The organism is Sphingomonas sp. (assembly GCF_017745215.1).
Taxonomy (GTDB): domain Bacteria; phylum Pseudomonadota; class Alphaproteobacteria; order Sphingomonadales; family Sphingomonadaceae; genus Sphingomonas.
Genome location: NZ_JAGHZV010000005.1, coordinates 84,894 through 104,962 on the forward strand (window position 1 = coordinate 84,894; position 20,069 = coordinate 104,962).

The 20,069-nt window shown below is 67.4% G+C and carries 18 protein-coding genes; 6 read left to right on the forward strand and 12 right to left on the reverse strand.

From position 1 onward, the window contains the following. Positions 1-44 precede the first annotated feature (44 nt). Positions 45-2,732 (reverse strand): TonB-dependent receptor, encoded by a 2,688-nt coding sequence (locus tag J7495_RS06790; protein WP_294055637.1) that lies wholly within the window; start codon positions 2,730-2,732, stop codon positions 45-47. Positions 2,733-2,969: 237 nt separating this feature from the next. Here J7495_RS06790 and folE point away from each other — a divergent pair, with 237 nt between their 5' ends. The 3 genes from folE to J7495_RS06805 are packed head-to-tail and all read left to right on the forward strand — an operon-like array spanning position 2,970 to position 4,711. Further along, positions 2,970-3,590, forward strand: coding sequence for a GTP cyclohydrolase I FolE (folE, locus tag J7495_RS06795; protein ID WP_294055639.1), 621 nt, complete (start codon positions 2,970-2,972; stop codon positions 3,588-3,590). Between the two features lie 4 nt (positions 3,591-3,594). Next, positions 3,595-4,359 (forward strand): SDR family NAD(P)-dependent oxidoreductase, encoded by a 765-nt coding sequence (locus J7495_RS06800; RefSeq protein ID WP_294055641.1) that lies wholly within the window; start codon positions 3,595-3,597, stop codon positions 4,357-4,359. Further along, the gene (locus tag J7495_RS06805; RefSeq protein ID WP_294055643.1) at positions 4,352-4,711 is read left to right on the forward strand and encodes a dihydroneopterin aldolase; all 360 of its coding nucleotides are present in this window, start codon (positions 4,352-4,354) and stop codon (positions 4,709-4,711) included. The genes J7495_RS06800 and J7495_RS06805 overlap by 8 nt, the downstream gene beginning before the upstream one ends. A gap of 120 nt (positions 4,712-4,831) precedes the next feature. Here the strand turns inward: J7495_RS06805 and yghU are convergent, their stop codons facing one another. Next, positions 4,832-5,749, reverse strand: coding sequence for a glutathione-dependent disulfide-bond oxidoreductase (gene yghU, locus J7495_RS06810; RefSeq protein WP_294055645.1), 918 nt, complete (start codon positions 5,747-5,749; stop codon positions 4,832-4,834). A gap of 129 nt (positions 5,750-5,878) precedes the next feature. On the opposite strand from yghU, the gene J7495_RS06815 reads away from it, so the two are divergent. Continuing rightward, the gene (locus tag J7495_RS06815; RefSeq protein WP_294055647.1) at positions 5,879-7,996 is read left to right on the forward strand and encodes a prolyl oligopeptidase family serine peptidase; all 2,118 of its coding nucleotides are present in this window, start codon (positions 5,879-5,881) and stop codon (positions 7,994-7,996) included. 46 nt (positions 7,997-8,042) lie between these two features. Here the strand turns inward: J7495_RS06815 and J7495_RS06820 are convergent, their stop codons facing one another. Together J7495_RS06820 and leuA are read right to left on the reverse strand one after the other, a co-directional pair. After that, positions 8,043-9,215, reverse strand: coding sequence for an ATP-binding protein (locus J7495_RS06820; protein WP_294055649.1), 1,173 nt, complete (start codon positions 9,213-9,215; stop codon positions 8,043-8,045). A 168-nt stretch (positions 9,216-9,383) separates the two neighbouring features. Further along, positions 9,384-11,042 carry a 2-isopropylmalate synthase gene (leuA, locus tag J7495_RS06825; protein WP_294055651.1) on the reverse strand — a complete coding sequence of 553 codons (1,659 nt, stop codon included), beginning with the start codon at positions 11,040-11,042 and terminating at the stop codon, positions 9,384-9,386. 249 nt (positions 11,043-11,291) lie between these two features. Between leuA and J7495_RS06830 the strand changes: the two genes are divergently transcribed. Continuing rightward, a complete protein-coding gene (locus J7495_RS06830) occupies positions 11,292-11,687 on the forward strand; it encodes a BLUF domain-containing protein (protein ID WP_294055653.1) in 396 nt (131 codons plus the stop codon). Positions 11,688-11,821: 134 nt separating this feature from the next. On the opposite strand, the gene J7495_RS06835 is transcribed toward J7495_RS06830, so the two are convergent. After that, positions 11,822-12,043, reverse strand: a complete 222-nt coding sequence (locus J7495_RS06835) for a hypothetical protein (protein ID WP_294055655.1) — start codon at positions 12,041-12,043, stop codon at positions 11,822-11,824. Positions 12,044-12,250: 207 nt separating this feature from the next. On the opposite strand from J7495_RS06835, the gene J7495_RS06840 reads away from it, so the two are divergent. Beyond that, positions 12,251-12,514, forward strand: a complete 264-nt coding sequence (locus tag J7495_RS06840; RefSeq protein WP_294055657.1) for an SWIB/MDM2 domain-containing protein — start codon at positions 12,251-12,253, stop codon at positions 12,512-12,514. 107 nt (positions 12,515-12,621) lie between these two features. On the opposite strand, the gene J7495_RS06845 is transcribed toward J7495_RS06840, so the two are convergent. From J7495_RS06845 to J7495_RS06875, 7 genes are all read right to left on the reverse strand, one after another. Then, on the reverse strand, positions 12,622-13,251 hold the full coding sequence (locus J7495_RS06845) for a hemerythrin domain-containing protein (protein ID WP_294055658.1): 630 nt from the start codon (positions 13,249-13,251) through the stop codon (positions 12,622-12,624). 171 nt (positions 13,252-13,422) lie between these two features. Continuing rightward, positions 13,423-14,157: a pyrroline-5-carboxylate reductase gene (locus J7495_RS06850; RefSeq protein ID WP_294055849.1), complete on the reverse strand. Its 735-nt coding sequence runs from the start codon at positions 14,155-14,157 to the stop codon at positions 13,423-13,425. A gap of 43 nt (positions 14,158-14,200) precedes the next feature. Continuing rightward, positions 14,201-14,701 carry a YbjN domain-containing protein gene (locus J7495_RS06855; protein WP_294055660.1) on the reverse strand — a complete coding sequence of 167 codons (501 nt, stop codon included), beginning with the start codon at positions 14,699-14,701 and terminating at the stop codon, positions 14,201-14,203. Positions 14,702-14,819: 118 nt separating this feature from the next. Continuing rightward, positions 14,820-15,128 carry an accessory factor UbiK family protein gene (locus J7495_RS06860; protein ID WP_294055662.1) on the reverse strand — a complete coding sequence of 103 codons (309 nt, stop codon included), beginning with the start codon at positions 15,126-15,128 and terminating at the stop codon, positions 14,820-14,822. Positions 15,129-15,149: 21 nt separating this feature from the next. After that, positions 15,150-15,680 (reverse strand): TspO/MBR family protein, encoded by a 531-nt coding sequence (locus tag J7495_RS06865; protein WP_294055663.1) that lies wholly within the window; start codon positions 15,678-15,680, stop codon positions 15,150-15,152. A 42-nt stretch (positions 15,681-15,722) separates the two neighbouring features. Continuing rightward, complete coding sequence (locus J7495_RS06870; RefSeq protein ID WP_294055665.1) at positions 15,723-18,824, reverse strand: efflux RND transporter permease subunit; 3,102 nt, start codon at positions 18,822-18,824, stop codon at positions 15,723-15,725. Beyond that, positions 18,824-19,882 carry an efflux RND transporter periplasmic adaptor subunit gene (locus tag J7495_RS06875; protein WP_294055667.1) on the reverse strand — a complete coding sequence of 353 codons (1,059 nt, stop codon included), beginning with the start codon at positions 19,880-19,882 and terminating at the stop codon, positions 18,824-18,826. Before J7495_RS06875 ends, J7495_RS06870 begins: the two co-directional genes overlap by 1 nt. Positions 19,883-20,069: the final 187 nt, after the last annotated feature.

The following is a 20,069-nucleotide window of genomic DNA, read 5'->3' on the forward strand; positions in this document are numbered from 1 at the left end:
CGGAAACTCCGGAGCGCCCCAATCTCTCAGCCCTTCTCCGGCAATCAGAAGCCGTAGCGCAGCCGCACGCCGTAGAAGCGCGGATAGCCGGGGTAGCCGGCATAGTTTCCGGTCTGCTCGGGCACCGCGAAGCCGGTGATGTTGTAATATTGGTTCGTCAGGTTATCGACGAAGAACTCGCCGCGGATCTTGCCGTCCTCGGTCTGCAGGCCGATGCGCGCGTCCACCAGCACATATTCGTCGTTGCGGACGATCCCCTGGCCCGGGAAGGTCGTGCTCACGCCGGCGATCTCGGTGGCGCTGTTGTAGCGCGCGTCGACGTGGAGCAGGCCGTTGATGTTGCCGAAGAGGTGCGGCGTCCAGGTCGCGGCGCCCGTGATCACGTTGCGCGGCTGGTTCTGGATCTGCTGCCCCTCGAGCCCTGCCAGCGGCGTGCCCGTGAAGTTGTTCGACTTGTCGTACTTGGCGTCGAGGAAGGTATAGGCCAGCCGCAGCGTGAAGTCCCGCGACGGACGGACGATCGATTCGAGCTCGATGCCCTGCGACGTCGACGACTTGATGTTCTGCACCACGAAGTTGTTGCCGCTGAACACCAGATTCTGCAGGTCGTGGTACTTCGCCCGGAACAGCGCGGCGTTCAGCGTGAAGGCGCGGCTGAAGCTGGTCTTGAAGCCCAGCTCGAACGAGTCGACCGTCTCCGACCCGAAGGCCAGGTCCGAGCCCTGCGCGCCGTTGCCGCCGAGCAGCACCGAGTCGAAGGTCGCCTGGTCGAGGTTGTAGCCGCCCGACTTGTAGCCGCGGTCGTAGCTGAAATAGCCGAGCACCTTGTCGGTGAACTTGACCGACAGCTTGGCGGTGCCGGTGATCTTGTCCTCGCTCCGGCTGTGCGCATAGGTACCGTTGAACTCGCTGTTCACCGCCGGGTTGCAGCTCAGCAGGAACAGGTTGTTGAACAGCCCGGCGGCGGTCAGATACTTGGCATAGGTCGCCGCCGCCGCATTGCCGGCGCGGACCTGGTCGAAGAAGGCGCACGAGCCGAGGTTGTTGTTGATCGTCGCGTCGAGCGTCTTCTTCTCATGGTTCCAGCGCGCGCCCAGCGTGATCGAGATCTTGTCGTTCACGTTGATGATGTTGTGGGTGAACAGCGCGATCGCGTTGGTCTTGACGTTGAACAGGTCGGGGTTGTTGCCCTGCCCCGCCACCGCGCCCGGCAGCGGGTTGGTGACCAGCGCGGCGAGGCCCGGGACCGGCGTGCCCGAGAAGCCCGGGACGACGCACAGCGACGACGGCGCGGTGCCGACCTGGGCGCGGAAGCAGCCGACGAGCGGCCCGAGCGAGGCGCCATAGGCCGCCTGCAGCGCCGCGAGGCTGTTGGGCACCGCCGGGTTGAGCAGCGCCGCACCGAACAGCGGCACCGTCGGCCCCAGCGAGCCGAAGAACTGCAGCGGCGTGCCGAAGCCCGCCGGCGGCGCCGCGCCGAGCGCGCCCGCGAAGACGGTGTCGACGTAACGATTGCCGTCGTTGCCGATCTTCACCGTGTCGCGCAATTTGAGCGATTCATTGAGGAAGAAGCCGCCGATCAGCCAGTCGAGCTTGCCGCCGAACAGCGAGCCCTGGAAGCGCAGCTCCTGGGTGAAGTCGTTGAGATTGACGTGGTAATCGTCGCGATAGGCGCGATCGATGCCCGAGAAGTCGATGTCCTGGTCGCGGTTGGCCGACCATTTGCGATAGGCAGTGATCGAAGTCAGGTTGACGCTGCCGAGATCCCAGTTGAGCTCGCCCGAGACGCCGCCGTCCTTGACCTGCTCGCCATAGTTGCGGTTCGGCGAGACCGCCATGCGGCGATCCGACGGCGAGCCGGTGTACATGCCGATCAGGCCCTGCGGCACCGCCACCGCGTTGATCGCATTGGCCAGCGACCCGCGCGCCACGCTCACCGCGCCGCAGCAGGCTTCGTCGGTATGGTAATAGTCGGCGATCAGCCGGAAGGTCACCGCGCCGGTATCGAGCAGCGCCTGGCCGCGGAAATTATAGCGGTCGATGTTGTTGATGTCGCGGCCGGTGTTGACGTCATGGATATAGCCGTCGCGCTTGCGGATGCCCGCGTCGAGGCGCACCGCGAACTGCTCGCTCACCGGCCCGGTGACGCCGCCGTTGAGCTCCCAGGCGTTGTAGTTGCCGTAGGAGCCTTCGATATGGCCGCCGAACTCGAACTTGGGCTGCGCGGTGAACACGCGCACCGCACCGGCCGAGGTGTTGCGGCCGAACAGCGTGCCCTGCGGCCCGCGGAGGATCTCGACGCGGTCGAGCTCGGGGAGCTCGGCGAGCGCCACGCCCGCGCGCGGACGGAACACGCCGTCGATGAACACGCCCACCGCCGGCTCGAAGCCGGGGTTGTCGCCCGCGGTGCCGATGCCGCGGATCGAGAAGGACGAGCCCGTCGCCGCCGACTGGCCGGTGGTGGTCTGAAGGCTCGGCGCGAGCTGCTCGAGGCCCTTGATGTCCTGCACGCCGGCGTTCTGGAGCAGTTCGGCCGGCACCGCGGTCACCGCGACCGGCACGTCCTGCACCGTCTCGTTGCGCAGCGTCGCGGTGACGACGATCTCGTTCGCGCCGTCATAGGACTGGGACTGGTCGTCCTGGGCCGGCGGCGTCGTATTGTCCTGTGCGAAGGAAGGCGACGCGATGCACAGGGTCAGTGCAGTCGCCGCAAGCAGCTGAAGCTTCTTCATGGTTGGCACCCCTCCTTGACGCGCTCCGATCTTTGCCGGTCGCGCGTTGCTTTTCGTGTGGCAGCAACTATCGCTGCATTTCCCGAGGCGTCAACGGGATTAGGCCGCGCTTTCCGGCGGATTTCAGCGGTTTTTCCCGAGGCGACACAAGAGTGCAACAGTGGCTTTCGGGCCAAGACCAGCGTGACGTAGCGTCAAGCGGCGAGACGACCGTTGGGAGAGCGAAACGAGAAAATTATGGTTGATCGCGAGGAAGGCCCCGAAGACGGCGACATCATCGAGGCTCCGGCCAAGATTCCGGTGCCCGACGAGGTCGCCGAAGCGGTGCGCACGCTGATCCGCTGGGCCGGCGACGACCCCGAGCGCGAGGGGCTGGTCGACACGCCCAAGCGCGTCGCGCGCGCCTGGAAGGAATATTGCCAGGGCTATGGCGAGGACCCCGCGCATCATCTCTCGCGCACCTTCGAGGAGGTCGGCGGCTATGACGAGATCGTGCTCTTGAAGGACATCCCCTTCCAGTCGCATTGCGAGCATCACATGGCGCCGATCATCGGCAAGGCCTCGATCGCCTATCTGCCCAACGACAAGGTGGTGGGCATCTCGAAGATCGCGCGCGTGCTCCACGGCTTCGCGCGGCGGCTGCAGGTGCAGGAGCGGCTGACCGCGCAGGTCGCCGACTGTATCTGGAACGCGCTCCATCCCCAGGGCGTCGCCGTCGTCATCGATGCGAGCCATTCGTGTATGACCGCGCGCGGGGTGCGCACGCCGGGCGTCGGCATGGTCACCAGCCGGATGATGGGCGTGTTCCGCGAGGACGAGCGCAGCCGCGCCGAAGTGCTCAAGCTGATGGGATACTGACCCCGTGCGCGTGCTGGTGACAGGCGGCGCGCGGCGGATCGGCGCGGCGATCGCGCGGCGGCTGGCGCTGCGCGGCCACGCGGTTGCGATCCATCACCACCATGCCGGCGAGGATGCCGAGGCGCTGGTCGCCTCGGTGCGCGCCGCCGGCGGCACGATCTGTGCCGTCACCGGCGAGCTCGAGGACGCCGCCACGGCGCCCGCGCTGATCGAAGCCGCGCGCGAGGCGCTGGACGGGACGATCGAGGGATTGGTCAACAACGCCTCGCAATTCGCCTTCGACACGCTGCCGCTCACCGATTTCGCGCTGCTCGACCAGCATATGCGCGTGAACCTCGGCGCGCCGATCGCGCTCGCCTCGGCGCTCGCCGGGCAGGACGACCTCGACGAAGGCGCGGTGGTCAACCTGCTCGACCAGAAGGTCGCCAACCTCAACCCCGATTTCCTCACCTACACGCTGAGCAAGGCCGCGCTCGCGACCGCCACCGAACTGCTCGCCCGCGCGCTCGCCCCGCGCATCCGGGTGAACGCGGTGTCGCCGGGCCTCACCCTGCCCAGCCTCGACCAGACCCCCGAGGAGTTCGCCGGCCATGCGCGGCAGAACCTGCTCCAGCGCCCCGTCGCGCTCGACGACATCGCCGCGGCGGTCGAGCATCTGCTGGGCGCCGGGAGCGTCACCGGACAGAATATCTTCGTCGACTGCGGCCAGCGCTTCCTCTCGCGCGAGGGCGATGTGATGTTCGAGGGCCGGAGCCGGCCGCATGGCTGAGGCGCGCTACACGATCCGGCTCGAGGGGCTGGAGCTCGCCATGGGCCTCGGCATCCATCCGCACGAGCGCGCGGCGCCGCAGCGGGTGCATCTCCATGTCGAGATGGACTGCCGCTACGCCGCCGCGCCGGAGGACCGGATCGAGGCGGTGGTCGATTACGACTTCCTGCGGGCGGGCATCCGCCGCTTGGTGGAATCGCGCCATTTCGAGCTGCAGGAGACGCTGTGCGACGAAGTCGCGGCGCTGGCACTGGCGGACCCGCGGGTGTGTCGGGTGCGGGTGCGGTCGATGAAGCTGGACATCTATCCGGATGCACGCGTGGGCTGCGAGGTGGAGCGAGTGCGGGGTTAGGCTCCACTCTCCTCACATTCCCAAACCGTCATCCCGGCGAAAGCCGGGACCCAGGGCCGCGAGCGATGTCCTTCGTAACCCTGGGTCCCGGCTTTCGCCGGGATGACGGCTAGAGGCAGATCAGGCCGCCTCGCCCTCCCGAGCCAGCACCTTGTCCTGCGTGTTCGTCTCGAAGTCGCTGGCGTCGTGCCGCTCGCGCAGCTGCTGCTCCAGCGGACCCGTAGCGCGGTTGACCATCCGCCCGCGCCTCACCGCCTCGCGCGCGCCGACCTGCGCCACCCACCGCTGAAGGTGCTCATATTCGCCGACGTTCAGGAATTCCGCCGAGCCCGCATAGGCCTCGCCGCGCGCCAGCGCACCGTACCAGGGCCAGATCGCCATGTCGGCGATCGTATACTCGTCACCCGCGATATACTCCCGCGAAGCCAGGTTCGTATCCAGCACATGCAGCTGGCGCTTCACTTCCATCGCATAGCGGTTGATCGCATATTCGATCTTCACCGGGGCATAGGTGAAGAAATGCCCGAAGCCGCCGCCGACGAACGGCCCCGCGCCCATCTGCCACATCAGCCAGTTCATCGTCTCGGCGCGCTTGTGCGGCTCGGTCGGCAGGAAGGCGCCGAACTTCTCCGCCAGGTAGAAGAGGATCGACCCGCTCTCGAACAGCCGCACCGTCGGCTCGACCGAATGATCGACCATCACCGGGATCTTCGAATTGGGGTTCGCCGCGACGAAGCCGCTGCCGAACTGCTCGCCCTTGCCGATGTTGACCAGCCAGGCGTCATATTCGGCGCCCGAATGGCCCGCCGCGAGCAGCTCCTCGAGCAGGATGCCGACCTTCACGCCGTTGGGCGTCGCCAGCGAATAGAGCTGGAGCGGGTGCTTGCCCACCGGCAGCGCCTGCTCGTGCGTCGCGCCCGAAACCGGCCGGTTGATGTTGGCGAAGGCGCCGCCATTGCCCTGCTCCCAGGTCCAGACCTTGGGCGGCACATAGCCCGCGGGGAAATTGTCGGCGGGGTTCGGGGCGTCGTCGGCCATGGGAATGGTTCCTGTTTGTTGAACTATTCATCTGGGGTGCCGCGCCGGCTTTCCAAGGGGTCTCGCCGCTTGAACGGCGGCCCGAACCCGGCATAGTCGCGCGATCCGATCCGGGGAGTCGTTTCTGCCATGAAGATCCGTACCTTACTCGCCACGACGCTCGCGCTGGCACCGCTTCCGCTCGCTGCCCAGACCGCGCCGGCGCCCGCCCCCGCATCCGCCGACGACCCCTATCTCTGGCTCGAGGACAAGGACGGCGCCAAGCCGATGGCCTGGGTCGAGGCCGAGAACGCCAGGACGCTCCCCCGCCTCCAGGGCGACGCGCGCTACAAGCCCTTCTTCGACGATGCCCTCGCGATCGCCGCCGCCAAGGACAGGATCGCGATGCCCGCGCAGGTGTATGGCCGCATCGTCAACTTCTGGCGCGACACCGATCATCCCAAGGGCCTGTGGCGCTGGACCACGCCCGAGAGCTACGCCAGCGCCGCGCCGCAATGGACCACGCTGATCGACGTCGACGCGCTCGGCAAGGCTGAAGGCAAGAACTGGGTGTACAAGGGCAGCAGCTGCCTGCCCCCCGCCGAGCGCCGCTGCCTCGTCTATCTCTCCGACGGCGGCGAGGATGCCGTCACCGTGCGCGAGTTCGACCTCGAGACGGGCACGTTCGTCGACGGCGGCTTCAGCCTGCCCACCTCGAAGCAGGACGTCAGCTGGCTCGATGACGACACGATCCTCGTCGCGCGCGACTGGGGCCCCGGCACGATGACCGCCTCGGGCTATCCCTTCGTCGTCAAGAAACTCAAGCGCGGCCAGCCGCTCGACGCCGCGGTCGAAGTCTATCGCGGCAAGCCCGAGGACATCGGCGCCGGCCCCGCGCTCCTCACCGACGCCAGGGGCAACCGCGTCGCGATGATCATCAACAACCGTACCTTCTTCGAATCGGACAAGTTCCTCCTCACCGACGCGGGCACCACGCGCCTCCCGCTCCCCGCCAAGTCGGGCCCCGGCGGGATGATCGACGGCCGCGTGCTGATCAACCTGAGCGAAGACTGGACCACCGGCGGCAAGACCATCCCCGGCGGCGCGCTCGTCTCGGTGACGCTCGCCGACCTGCGCGACGGCGGGGACCTTTCGCCCACCGTCATCTTCCAGCCCAGTCCGCGCCAGTCGGTCGACGGCTTCGCGACCACGCGCGACAAGCTGCTCCTCACCTACACCGACAATGTCCGCGGCCGAGCGGCGATCTACACGCCCACCGCGACCGGCTGGACCTCGGCCCCGCTCACGCTGCCCGACAACGCCACGATCGGCCTGGTCTCGACCACCGACACGAGCAACTTCGGCTACCTCAGCGTCACCGGCTTCCTCACCCCCACCACGCTCTGGTCGGTCGACGCGGCGAGCGGCAAGCTCGCGCAGGTCAAGGCTACCCCGGCGCGCTTCGATGCCTCGCAGGACGTCGTCGAGCAGTTCGAGGCGACCTCGACCGACGGGACGAAGATCCCGTACTTCATCGTCCACCGGAAGGGCGTGAAGCTCGACGGCACCACGCCGACGATCATGACCGCGTACGGCGGCTTCCAGTCGTCGGAGACGCCCTATTATTCGGGCAGCCTCGGCAAGCTGTGGCTCGAGCGCGGCGGCAGCTTCGTGCTCGCCAACATCCGCGGCGGCGGCGAGTTCGGCCCCAAGTGGCACGAGGCGGGGCTCAAGACCAAACGCCAGATCATCTACGACGATTTCGCGAGCGTCTCGAAGGACCTGTTCGCGCGGAAGCTGACCAGCCCGGCGAAGTTCGGCATCTACGGCGGCTCGAACGGCGGGCTGCTGATGGGCGTCGAATTCAACCAGCATCCCGAGCTGTGGAAGGCCGTGGTGATCCAGGTGCCGCTGCTCGACATGCTGCGCTACGAGCAGATCCAGGCGGGCGCTTCGTGGGTAGGCGAGTACGGCAGCGTCTCGGTGCCGGAGGAGAAGGCGTTCCTGGCGAAGATCTCGCCGTACCAGAACCTCAGGAAGGGCGTCGCCTATCCCGAGCCCTTCATCTGGACCACCACCAAGGACGACCGCGTCGGCCCCCAGCACGCGCGCAAGTTCGCCGCGCGGATGGCGGAATATGGGCTGCCTTATCTGTTCTACGAGGACACGGCGGGCGGGCACTCGGGCGACGCCGACATCGCCCAGGGCGCGCGGATCCAGGCGATGCAGATGGTGTATTTCTCGCAGAAGCTGATGGATGGGCGGTGAGGGCGCTTGGCCGGAGGTCGCGGCGAACCCCGACGTCGCCGGATGGTCAGTCCACGATCCAGTGGCGTTTGAGATATTCGTCGAACATCGGAACGGTAAAGGCAATGTCGCCGTGGGCTGGGCTGTAGATCATTCCCTTGGCGATGATTTGCGCTCGCCTGGGCCCTAAGGTCGTAAGCTTTTCATTCAACGCCTCGGCGACGTCCGCGGATCGATATGGCCCGGTTCCCAATCGGGCCATGGCGATCACATATTCCTTCTCCTTCGGGGTCAGGCGATCAGCCCGGACCTTGAAAAAGCCTTCGTCGAGCCGGCGCAATGCTTCCCGCTCGGCGACTTCAATACAGCCGACCGAGATCGGTGACTGCTGCGACGCGTTCCAGACCTGATACCCCCATTCCTGGAGGAAATAGGGGTAGCCCTTCGTCGACGTGACGATCTGGTCGAGCAGCGCTTCATCGATCGTTTCACCTTCTTCTTCGATGGGCTGCCGTATTGCGTTTGCGGCGGCATCCTTTGGCAGCGCGTCGACTTCGGGGAAGGTGAAGAGCCGTTCGGCATATGATTTCGCATCGCCGGACAGTGCGGCGATCGCCGGCAGACCGGCACCGAAGAGAATGACAGGCAATCCCTTCTGGTTGATGCGATGGATCGCCACGATCAAGGCGCCGAGTTCTTCGGCGGAGAGATATTGGACTTCGTCGATCAACAACACCCAGCCGCGGGAAGCAGCCTTCGCCGCTTCGCCGACCTTCAGGAACAGCTCCGTGATATCATATTCCAGGTTCCCACTGTCAGCGGTGCCAGGCTCGGGATCGACCGAAACTTCGAAATCACCCATGTTGATCCTGAAGGCACTCGCAAAGCTGCGGAGCGCGCGCATCGCCTTGTGCGTAGTGGCCTTCGCGGCTTCGACGAGCGATAGCTTGCGAAGCACCTGATGGATTTTCGGATAAAGCAGATCGACCAGCTTTCGATCTTCCGGCGCTTCGATAAACGACGTCAGATAGCCATGTGCCTCCGCGGTCTGTTCGATCTTGTTGAGCAGAACGGTTTTCCCAACACCCCGCAAGCCGAGAAGCATTTGCGATTGCGCCGGACGCCCGAGCAGGATTCGTTGCAGGGCAGTGTCCGCGTCCGAGACAATTCTGTCACGACCCGCCAGTTCGGGCGGCTGCGAACCCGCCCCGGGCGCAAACGGATTTCGAACCGGGTCCATTTTTATCTCTTTATAGGATAGTATATGCTCATTGAGCTATAATCGGGTAAATTCCCTATAAGTCAATGAGCGATGGATGCCCGGCGGGCGCGAACGCAGATGCGCCATGCCCGGCCATTTGCCGAGGGCGAAGCGCACAAACGCGGCGTCGCGCAATCCGCTGTTATTCTAAACCCTATTCGCCGCGCTCAGCACCGCCCTGACGCTCGCGGTCGCGATATCCGCGTCGATGCCCACGCCGAACACCGTCCGCCCGTCCTCCGTCCGGCATTCCACATAGGCGGCCGCCTGCGCATCGGCGCCATGCCCGATCGCGTGCTCCGAATAGTCGACCACGTCCAAATTCGGCCCGGTCGACACCGACAGCGCGTCGATCACGCCCGAGATCAGGCCGTTGCCGCGCCCCGAGATCGAGCGCGCTTCGCCGTCGATCGCCACGCGGCCGACGAACAGCCGCTGCCCCGCCGTCCCGCTCTCCTCATAGTCGACCAGCACGAACCGGTCGCGCTCGCCCGGCAGGTACACCCGCTCGAACAGCCCCCAGATGTCGGCGGCGTTCAATTCGCGGCTCGTCTCGTCGGCGAGCGCCTGGACATGCTTCGAGAATTCGGCCTGCATCCGCTTGGGCAGCTTCAGCCCCTTGTCCTGCTCGAGCACCCAGGCGACGCCGCCCTTGCCCGACTGCGAATTGACCCGGATCACCGCCTCGTAGTCGCGGCCCAGGTCCTTGGGGTCGATCGGCAGGTACGGCACGTCCCACAGCTGGTCGTTGCGCTCGGCCTGCGCCGCGAAGCCCTTCTTGATCGCATCCTGGTGCGAGCCCGAGAAGGCAGTGAACACCAGGTCGCCGGCATAGGGATGCCGCGGATGCACCGGCAGCGCGTTGCAATATTCGACGGTCTTGATCACCTCGTCGATGTCCGAGAAGTCGAGCCCCGGGTTCACGCCCTGGGTGTAGAGGTTGAGCGCCACCGTCACGAGGTCGACGTTGCCGGTGCGCTCGCCGTTGCCGAACAGGCAGCCCTCGACGCGGTCGGCGCCGGCGAGCAGCCCCAGCTCGGTCGCCGCTACGCCGGTGCCGCGGTCGTTGTGGGTGTGGAGGCTGATCACCACGCAATCCCGGTTGCGGATGTTGCGGCCGAACCATTCGATCTGGTCGGCATAGATGTTGGGCGTCGCCGCCTCCACCGTCGCGGGGAGGTTGAGGATCAGCGGGCGCTCGGGGGTCGGCCGCAGCACGTCCATCACCGCCTCGCAGACTTCGACCGAGAAATCGAGCTCGGCGGTCGAGAAGGTCTCCGGCGAATATTCGAAATGCCAGTCGGTGTCGGGCTGGGCGGCGGCGCAGTCGCGCAGCACCTTGGCGCCGCTGACGGCGATCTCGCGGACCTCGTCGCGGCTCATCCCGAAGACGATCCGGCGCCAGGCGGGCGAGACGGCGTTGTAGAGGTGGACGATCGCCTTCGAAGCGCCGCGCAGGCTCTCGAAGCTCGTCTCGATCAGGTCGCGGCGGCTCTGGGTGAGCACCTGGACGATCACGTCGTCCGGGATGCGGCCGTCCTTCACCAGCCCCGAGATGAAGTCGAACTCGGTGGCGCCCGCACTCGGGAAGCCGACTTCGATCTCCTTCACGCCCACCTTGCAGAGCAGCTCGAAGAAGCGGGTCTTCTTCTCGCCATCCATCGGGTCGATCAGCGCCTGGTTGCCGTCGCGCATGTCGGTGGAGAGCCAGCGCGGGGCCTGGGTGATCGTGCGGCTCGGCCATTGCCGGTCGGGCAGGTCGACCTGCGGGAAGGGGCGGTATTTGATGCTGGGATCGCGCAACATGTGAGTCTCTCGGCTTGGCCGGCTCGGCCGGTCAGGGTCGCTTCGGGTTCGCTTGGCCCTTAGGGGAGACGCGCACGGCGCTACGCCCCTAAGGGCGGGTAAGGAGAAGTCCGAGGGCGAGCAGCCTGGTCACGCCGCGCTCCATGCACCGCGAGGGCTGATTTGTCCACTATGGCGATGCCCGCGTCAGCGAAATCTTAAAGCGCCGCCGGTAACGCCTTCGGACCCAGTTCGCGGAAGAATGAAGCCATGTTCCAGCTCGTCTACGTCAGCAGCGTCGTGCCCGAAACCGCACCCGATCCGGAGGCGATCCTGCGGGTGTCACGGGTGAACAACGCACGCGACGGGATCACCGGGCTGCTCTATTCGGACGAGCGCCGCTTCCTCCAGGTGCTCGAGGGCGAGCCGCTTGCGGTCGAGCAGGCGTTCGCGCGCATCCAGCTCGATCCGCGCCACCGCGCGATCGTCGTCCTGCTCCGCCGCGAGATCGAGGCGCGCGAGTTCGGCGACTGGGCGATGGCGCACCGCACCCCGGGCGACGACGCCGATGCCTTCATCGCGCGCGTGGCCGAGCTGGTCGCGCATGCCGCGCCCGCGGTGCGCGGCACGTTCCAGGGCTTCGCCGAGGCGCGCCGCGCGGCCTGAAGATTCAGCCGATCGCCTCCCAACCGTCATCCCGGCGAAAGCCGGGAGCCAGCGTTGCGGAGGACATCGCTCGCGGCCCTGGGTCCCGGCTTTCGCCGGGATGACGATGTCAGAATAGCGGCGACGTCGGAACGCTACATCCCGTTGGCGACGGCTTCCCCGGCCGCGGTCTGGATATTGTCGTCGCCGATCGGCGTGTCCGAAGGCCCGACCGGCGCCTCAGGTGTCGGCGTAGCGATCGGCGTGGGCGTTGCGACGATCGTCGCTTCGGGCGGCGGGGCCGAATAATTGGTGGTCGGCGCGCTCCCGCAGCCGCCCAGCAGCAGCACTCCAGCGATCACCAGAACCCGCATCACGCCTCTCCCCTCTGCTCCAACGCCTTCGATAGCACGATCCGTCTTGGACGATAAACTGTTCGTCTCAAAGGCAGGGGGGGATGCATATGCGAAAAATCCACAGTAGAGCATCGCCAGCGGCAGCGGAGTTTTTGCTTCCCTGGGGGGAAGCCGATGGCGCTACGAAGCAATAGCCCGAAAACCGGGCGCGATCAGGAGAAGAAGAAAATGGCGGATACCAAAGGCGGCGCCCGTGGCGGGATCGCCAAGCCGGTCACCCCCTCGCCCGAGCTCGCGGCGATCGTGGGTTCGGCTGCCCTTCCGCGCAGCGAAGTGGTGAGCAAGATCTGGGCCTATATCAAGGCCAACAATCTGCAGAACCCCGCCAACAAGCGCGAGATCCTCGCCGACGCCAAGCTCAAGCCGATCTTCGGCGGCGACAAGTGCACGATGTTCGAGATGAACAAGCATCTCAGCAAGCACATGAAGTAAGCGACTTGGGGGCCGGTGGCCATGCCGGCCCCCTCGCGATGACGCGGTTCATCGCACTGTAGCCGCCGGCGCAGACGCCCGGCGCGCCTCGCGCTTCCCTCGCCCGATCAGGCGACCTTGAACCCCTCGCGGTTCACGGCCTTGGTGAGCGCCTTGTTGCGCTCCTCGCTCAGCACCTCGCGCAGCATCGGGAAGAGGCGCTCCTCTTCCTCCTTCACATGCGCCTCGAGCTCGCTGCGGAACTTGCGCAGCTTGGCCATCCATTCCGGGCTCTCGGCGGGCATGTTGCCGAGCTCGTAGAGCGCCTGCTTCACATAGCCGTGCTCGCGGTTGAGCTCGTCGGCGGCCTCGCGCTGGCCCGACTGGCGCAGGGCGGGATAGATCACGCTCTCCTCCTCGATCGCATGCTTGGTGAGCGTGGCCTTTAGGTGGCTCAGCAGCATCGTCCTGCGCCCGGCCATGTTGTCGGCGGTCGCCTCGATCGCGTCGAAGGTCTTCATCACCGCACGATGCTCGGCAACCAGCGCGCCCAGCCAGTCGTCGGCGAGCAGGTCGGGCGCCTGGACGATCGCCTTGCGCCCGAACATCGCGAGCAGCCCCAGCGCCGCGCCGCCCACCGCCGCGCCGGCAACGACGAAGCCCCGGCCGGCTCCGTTGCCGGCGTGGCCGTTCGCCTTCCTGCCCGAAGCCTTGGTGAAGCGTCCCTTGTCGTCGCGTGTCGCCGTGGTGGTGGCCATGATCGCCTCCGTGGATTGATGGCGCGACAATGTTTCGGAGAAGGCGCGGTTCCGTTCCACTCTCCACTTCGCCATCCCGGCGAAAGCCGGGATCCAGGGCGACGAGCGACGTCCTGCTTGGCCCTGGATCCCGGCTTTCGCCGGGATGACGATTTCGGGATGTGGAGGCGCTCAGCCTCGCGCCGCCGCGGCCAGCTCGGCGCTGCGCTTCGCCGCCGCGTCGAGCGTCGCGGCGATCAGGTCCTGCAGCGCATGGTCGTGGTCGAGGACGTTGAGCCCCGCGCGCGTCGTGCCGCCCGGGCTGGCGACGCGCTCGGCGAGCACCGCGGGCGGCTCGCCCGAGGCTGCCGCCAGCGCCGCGGCACCTTCGACCGTCGCCACCGCGAAGCGCAGCGCCTGGTCGGCCGGCAGGCCCAGCCCCGCGCCGCCTTCGGCCAGCGCCTCGAGGAAGCGATAGACGAACCCCGGACCCGAGCCCGACAGCGCAGTCACCGCGTCGAACAGCTTCTCCTCGCCGATCCACTCGACGATGCCGAGCGGCGCCATCAGCGTCTCGGCGACATGCCGCGCCTCGGCATCGCCCCCGTGCAGCGCGACCACGCCGCGCCCCAGGCTCACCGGCAGGTTCGGCATCGCGCGCACCACCGCGCCCGCGTCGAAGCGCGACGCCAGCGCCGCTTCCTCCACACCCGCGAGGATCGAGATCAGCACGCCGGCCTTCAGCCGCGGCATCGCGTCGAGCTGCTGCGGCTTGACCGCGAGCACCAGCACCTCGGGCGCACCCTCGCCGGGCTCGGTGAGCACCGTCACGCCTTCGGGCAGGTCCTTCGCCCAGGGATCGATCACCGTGATCGTCGCGGGATCGGCGCCGGCGGCGATCCAGCGGCGCAGCATCGCGCCGCCCATGTTGCCGCACCCGGCGAGCCAGATGCTGGCGGGGAAGCTCAACTCAGGCTTCGCCCTGGGTCTCGATCAGCGCCGAGGCGAGCGCGTCCTGCGGGGTCTTGCCGCCCCACAGCACGAACTGGAAGACGGGGTAGAAGCGCTCGCACTCGTCGACCGCGCTCTCGACGAGTAGCTCGGCCTGGGCGAGGCTCAGCGTCGGCTCCTCGCCGTCGATCATCGCGGCGTGGCGGAACAGCAGGATGCCGCTGCTCGACCAGAGCTCGAAGTGGCCGATCCACAGTTGCTCGTTGACCAGCCCGATCGCTTCGTAGAGCGCCACGCGCCGCTCGTCGGGCACGCGGATATCGGGGAAGGCGAGGAACTGGAGCACGCCGTCGTCCTCGCGCCAGATCGCGCGAAGCTCATATTCGGTCCAGCTGCCCTTCACCTTGGCGACGATCTCGTCCTCCTCGCGCTCATGGCTCCAGCCATGCGCAGCGAAATAGGATTCGAGCATGTCGATCGGGGCAGCGTCTTCGCGGTCGAACTCGGCTTCGTCGAGCATCACAACCTCCACCCCGACATCATGGGCAGGAGTCCTGCCAACCGCCCGGATGCGGCACAAGCATTGCAATCATAACCCTGTCGAAAAGCTGTGGACAAGCAGTTCAAGACTGGACGGTTCAAGACTGGGCCTTCGGCTTTCGCGGCTTCGGGGCTGCCTTGGGCGCGGCCGGAGCCGCCTGGCCCGCCAGCGCCGCCTCGAGCGCCGCCACGCGCGCGGCGAGCGCATCGGCTTCGTCGCGCGCCGCCGCGGCCATCGCCTTCACCGCGTCGAATTCCTCGCGGCTCACGAAGTCGAGCCCGCCGATCCATTCGCGCGCGCGCTCGCGCGCCGCGGCCTCGCCTTCGCGCGCCATGCCGGCAAAGGTGCCCGCGGCACCATTCACGAACTTCACCAGATCGTCGAACAACCGATTGTCGGTCTGCATCAAAAAACTACCTGTCCCGAGTTACTTGACCTCTATCTGGTCAGTCGACCGCCCCGGCGCAAGGTTCGCCGCGTCGGGATTGAGCTGGTCGATCTGATACAGCAGCATGCCCGCATAGGCCAGCCACGCGATGTACGGCAGCATGAACAGCGCCGCGACGATGCGCACGCGCGCGAAGAAGACCGCAGTCACCAGCGCCAGCACGCCCAGCGCGCCGATCAGGATCATCGAGCCCTGTACCTGGTGCGCGCCGAAGAAGACGAGCGGCCAGGCGAAATTGCCGGCCATCATGATCGCGAACAGGATGATCGCCGGCCGCTGCAGCCGCGATCCGCGCGCGTTGATGATCATCGCCAGCGCGAGGCCGAGCAGCACGTAGAGCACCGCCCAGGCGGCCGGGAACACCCATTGTTCGGGCATGCCCTGCGGCTTGGCCAGCGCCACGAACCAGCCGTTCTGCGAGCCGGTGGGCAGGAAGCGCGCCGAGGCGAACCCGGTGAGCAGGATGAACGGAACGGTCACCACCGCCCAGCGCAGGAATGCGAGGCGCAACTGTCCCCTAGACGCAATTTCGCTCAAACTCGCGACCCTCCCTTACTCGGCTGGCTGCGCTGCCCCCAGCGCGGCGTCGAGTTCCCGGCTCACAGCCTCGGGGGAACCCGTCCGCTTGGCAAGCCTAGAGTAGAGGATCGGAATAAGAAATAGGGTGATGAAGGTCGCGAGCGCGACGCCGAACACGATCACCACGCCGATCGCCGAGCGCGCCGCTGCGCCTGCGCCGCTCGCCACCATCAGCGGCACGGCACCCGCGATCGTCGCGATCGAGGTCATCAGGATCGCGCGCAGCCGCCGCGTCGCCGCCTGGCGAATCGCCTGGGTCAGCTCGACGCCCTGGTCGCGCAGCTGGTTGGCGAACTCGACGATCAGGATGCCGTTCTTCGCCGCCAGCCCCACCAGCATCACGATGCCGATCTGCGAATAGAGGTTGAGCGAGGTGCCGAACGCCCAGAGCCCGAGCAGCCCGCCGCCCACCGCCAGCGGCACGGTGGTGATGATCACTGCGGGGTGCACGAAGCTCTCGAACTGCGCGGCGAGCACGAGGTAGACGATCACGATCGTCAGCGCGAAGACGAGCAGGATCGATCCGCCGGTCTCGATGAACGCCTGGCTCTCGCCGCGATAGCCGACCGCGATCACTTCGGGCGATTGCTTCGCCTGGTCCTGGAGGAAGGCCAGCGCCTGGCCGAGCGAATAGCCCGGCGCGAGCCCGCCCTGGAAGGTGATCGCGCGCAGCTTGTTGAAGCGGCCGAGGTCGCGCGGCCCCGAATATTGGCGCGTGGTGACGAGGTTGGAGAGCGGCACCAGGCTGCCGTCGCGCGCGCGGACGTAGATCGAGGCGAGGTCGGCAAGCTTGGAGCGGTCCTCGAGCTCGGCCTGGACGATCACGCGATATTCCTCGCCGCGGTCGACATAGGTCGAGACGCGCCGCGAGCCGAGCATCGTCTGCAGCGCCTGGCTCACCGCCTGCACCGACACGCCAAGATCGCCCGCGCGCTGGGCGTCGACGTCGACGCGGAGCTGCGGCTTGGTCTCCTTGTAATCCGAATCGAGGTTGATGATCCCCGGGTTCTGCGCCGCCGCCGCGAGGATGCGGTCGCGCGCCTTCATCAGGTCCTCGTAGCGCGTGCCGGCGATGACGAAGCCGATCGGCTGGCCGCGCCCGCGCCCCAAGGCCGAGCGGACCTGCGCATTGCCGCGGATCGCGGGCATGCCGGCGAGCGTCTTGTTGATCTGCTGCACCACGTCCTGCGTCGTCGCCTTGCGCTCCTCCCAGGGCCGCAGGAAGATCACGAAGGTACCGCTGTTATAGTCGTCGGTGGTGGTGAAGCTGCCCGGCGTGCGGGTGATGACGGTGCGGACGGCGCCTTCCTTGAGCAGCGGCATCAGTCTGCCCTGCGCCTCGGTCATGTAGCGGTCCATCTGCGCGAAGCCGGTGCCTTCGGGCGCCGAGATCTGCGCCTGCGCGACGCCCTGGTCCTCGGCCGGCACGAGCTCGGACTTGAGGTTGGTCCAGGCCAGCCCCGCGAGCCCGAGGAATGCCGCGACGAGGAGCAGCGGGATCAGCGGCCGGCGAATCACGCCCTCCAGCCGGTGCCCGTAGAACGCCTCGAGCGCCTGGAAGCGCGCATCGACCCAGCCGGTCAGCCGCCCGCGCGCTTCGTGGCGGAGCAGCTTCGAGCAGAGCATCGGCGTGAGGCTGAGCGCGAGGAACCCCGAGAAGCCCACCGCGCCGATCATCGCTACCGCCAGCTCGCGAAACAGGAGGCCGGTCTGGCCGGCGAGGAAGCAAACCGGCACGAACACCGCGCACACCACCAGCGTCGTCGAGATCACTGCGAACCCCACCTGCCGCGTGCCCTTGAACGCAGCGACGAGCGGCGGTTCGCCTTCCTCGATCCGGTGGTAGACATTCTCGAGCACCACGATCGCATCGTCGACCACCAGCCCGATCGCGAGCACCATCGCGAGCAGGGTCAGCAGGTTGATCGAGAAGCCGCACGCCCACAGCACCGCCATCGAGGCGAGCAGGCAGATCGGCACGGTCAGCGCCGGGATCAGCGTCGCGCGCCAGCTGCCGAGGAACAGGAAGATCACCAGCACCACCAGCACCGCCGCTTCGCCCAGCGTGTGCCACACGCCTTCGATCGCGCGGCCGATGAACTGCGAATCGTCCGAGCCGATGCCCATCGTCATGCCCGCGGGGAGCGTCGGCTGGATCTGCGCCATCAGCTTCTTCGCCGCATCGGCGACCGCGAGCGTGTTCGCGCCCGACTGGCGGACGATGCCGAGACCCACGGCCGGCGATCCGTTGACGCGGAAATAGCTGTAGGGATTCTCGGGTCCGCGCTCGACACGCGCGACGTCGCCGAGCTTGACCTGATAGCCGTCGGGCCCGCGCCCGACGACGAGCGCGGCGAAGCTTTCGGGGCTGGAGAACGGCCTGTTGACGCGCAGCGTCGTGTTCTGCGCCTGCGATTCGAGCCGCCCCGCGGGCAGCTCGACATTCTGCCGCCGGAGCGCGATCTCGACGTCGGCGGGCGTCAGCTGGAACGCCGCGAGCTTCTGCGGCTGCAGCCAGATGCGCATCGACGGCTTGGCCTCGCCGCCGACGAATACGCGCGCGACGCCGTCGATATTGGCGAAGCGGTCGGTGAGGTTGCGCTCCACCCAGTCGGACAGCTCGAGCGTCGACCAGCCCGGCCGCGCGAGCGTGATGAACATGATCGGCGAGGCGTCGGCGTCGACCTTCTGCACCTGCGGCGCGAGCGCGTCTTCGGGCAGGTCCTGCATCGCCCCGCCGATACGGTCACGCACGTCGTTCGCGGCCTCGTCGATGTTGCGGCCCGGGCGGAACTCGACCGAGATGTTCGAGCTGCCGTCGCTCGAGCGCGAGGTGATCGTCTGCACGCCCTCGATGCCCGAGAGCTGGTCCTCGAGCGGCTGGGTGATCCGCGTCTCGATCACGCTCGCCGCCGCGCCGGTATAGACCGTCTGCACCGAGACCACGGGCGGATCGATGTCGGGATATTCGCGCACCGACAGCGACCAGAAGCCGACGATGCCGACGAGCGTCAGCAGGATCGCCACGACCGCGGCGAACACCGGACGGCGGACGGAAAGGTCCGAAAGCCGCACTAATCGCCCTTGGAGGCGCCTGCGCCGGTCGGGCTGCCCTGGCCGTCGAGCCGCACATGCTGCCCGTCGGCGATCTTCACCACCCCCTCGGTCACCACCCGCGCGTTGGCAGGCAGCCCCGAGACGATCTCGACCATGCCGTTCTGGCGCAGCCCGGTGCGCACCGGCGTGCGCTTCACCTTGTCGCCCTGAACGATGAAGACGAAGCTCTGGTCGCCCTCGCCCACCACCGCGAGCTCGGGCACCGCCGGCGCGGTCCGCTCGGCGGTGGCGATCTGCACGGTGAGCAGCATGCCGGGCTTCAGCCGCTTGTCGCCGTTGGGCAGCACCGCGCGCACGGTGGCGGCGCGCGTCTCAGGGTTGAGCACCGGGTCGATCGTCGCGATCGTGCCGCTGAACGGCGCGTCGGGCCAGGCGGCCGCGACGGCCTGGATCGGCTGGCCGGCGCGGACCTGCGCGAGCACGGTCTCGGGCACGGTGAAGTCGAGCTTGATCTTCGAGATGTCGCTGATCTCGGCAATCGGCGTGCCCGAATTGACCACCGCGCCCGCCGAGATGGTACGCAGCGACACCCAGCCCGAGAAGGGCGCGCGGATCACGCGGTCGCCGATCGAGGCGCGCGCCTCGCTCGCCTGCGCCGAGGCCTGGGCAGCGAGCGCCACCTGCGTATCGACTGCGCTGGTGGTCGCGAAGCCGCGCGCCTTCAATGCGTTGAGCCGTTCGAGCTGCTGCTTCGCCTCGCGGGCACGGGCGTCGGCCATCTCGAGCTGCGCCTGCTCCTGCCCCGCCGCGAGCACCGCGACGATCTGGCCCTTGCCGATATATTCGCCGTCGTCGAAATTGAGCTTGAGCACGCGCTCGGTCACCGGCGCGGAGAGCGTCACCTGCTCGTTGGCGCGGGCAGTACCCACGGCTTCGACCCGGTCGACGAAATGCATCGCCTGGACTCTCGCGGCACGCACCAGCGGCGCGTCGCGGCGCACGGCGTCGCCCTTGGCCTGGTTGCCGCATCCGCTCAGCGTGGCGGCGATCAGGATCAGAGCTGTAGCAGTGCGCATCGATGTCCGGGCAGCTATTCCGCACCCCGGCTAAAGGCAAGACTTTGCCCCTGTGTTTCCGCGCCGCAGCAAGGCGAGCGAATGTGCCCGTTCCCTGGAATATGGAACCGCGTCACGCATCCCAAACCGTCGCCCTGAACTTGGGCGTGTCATCGATCCCCGAGCGGGTTTCGGCGCTCCAGCGGCC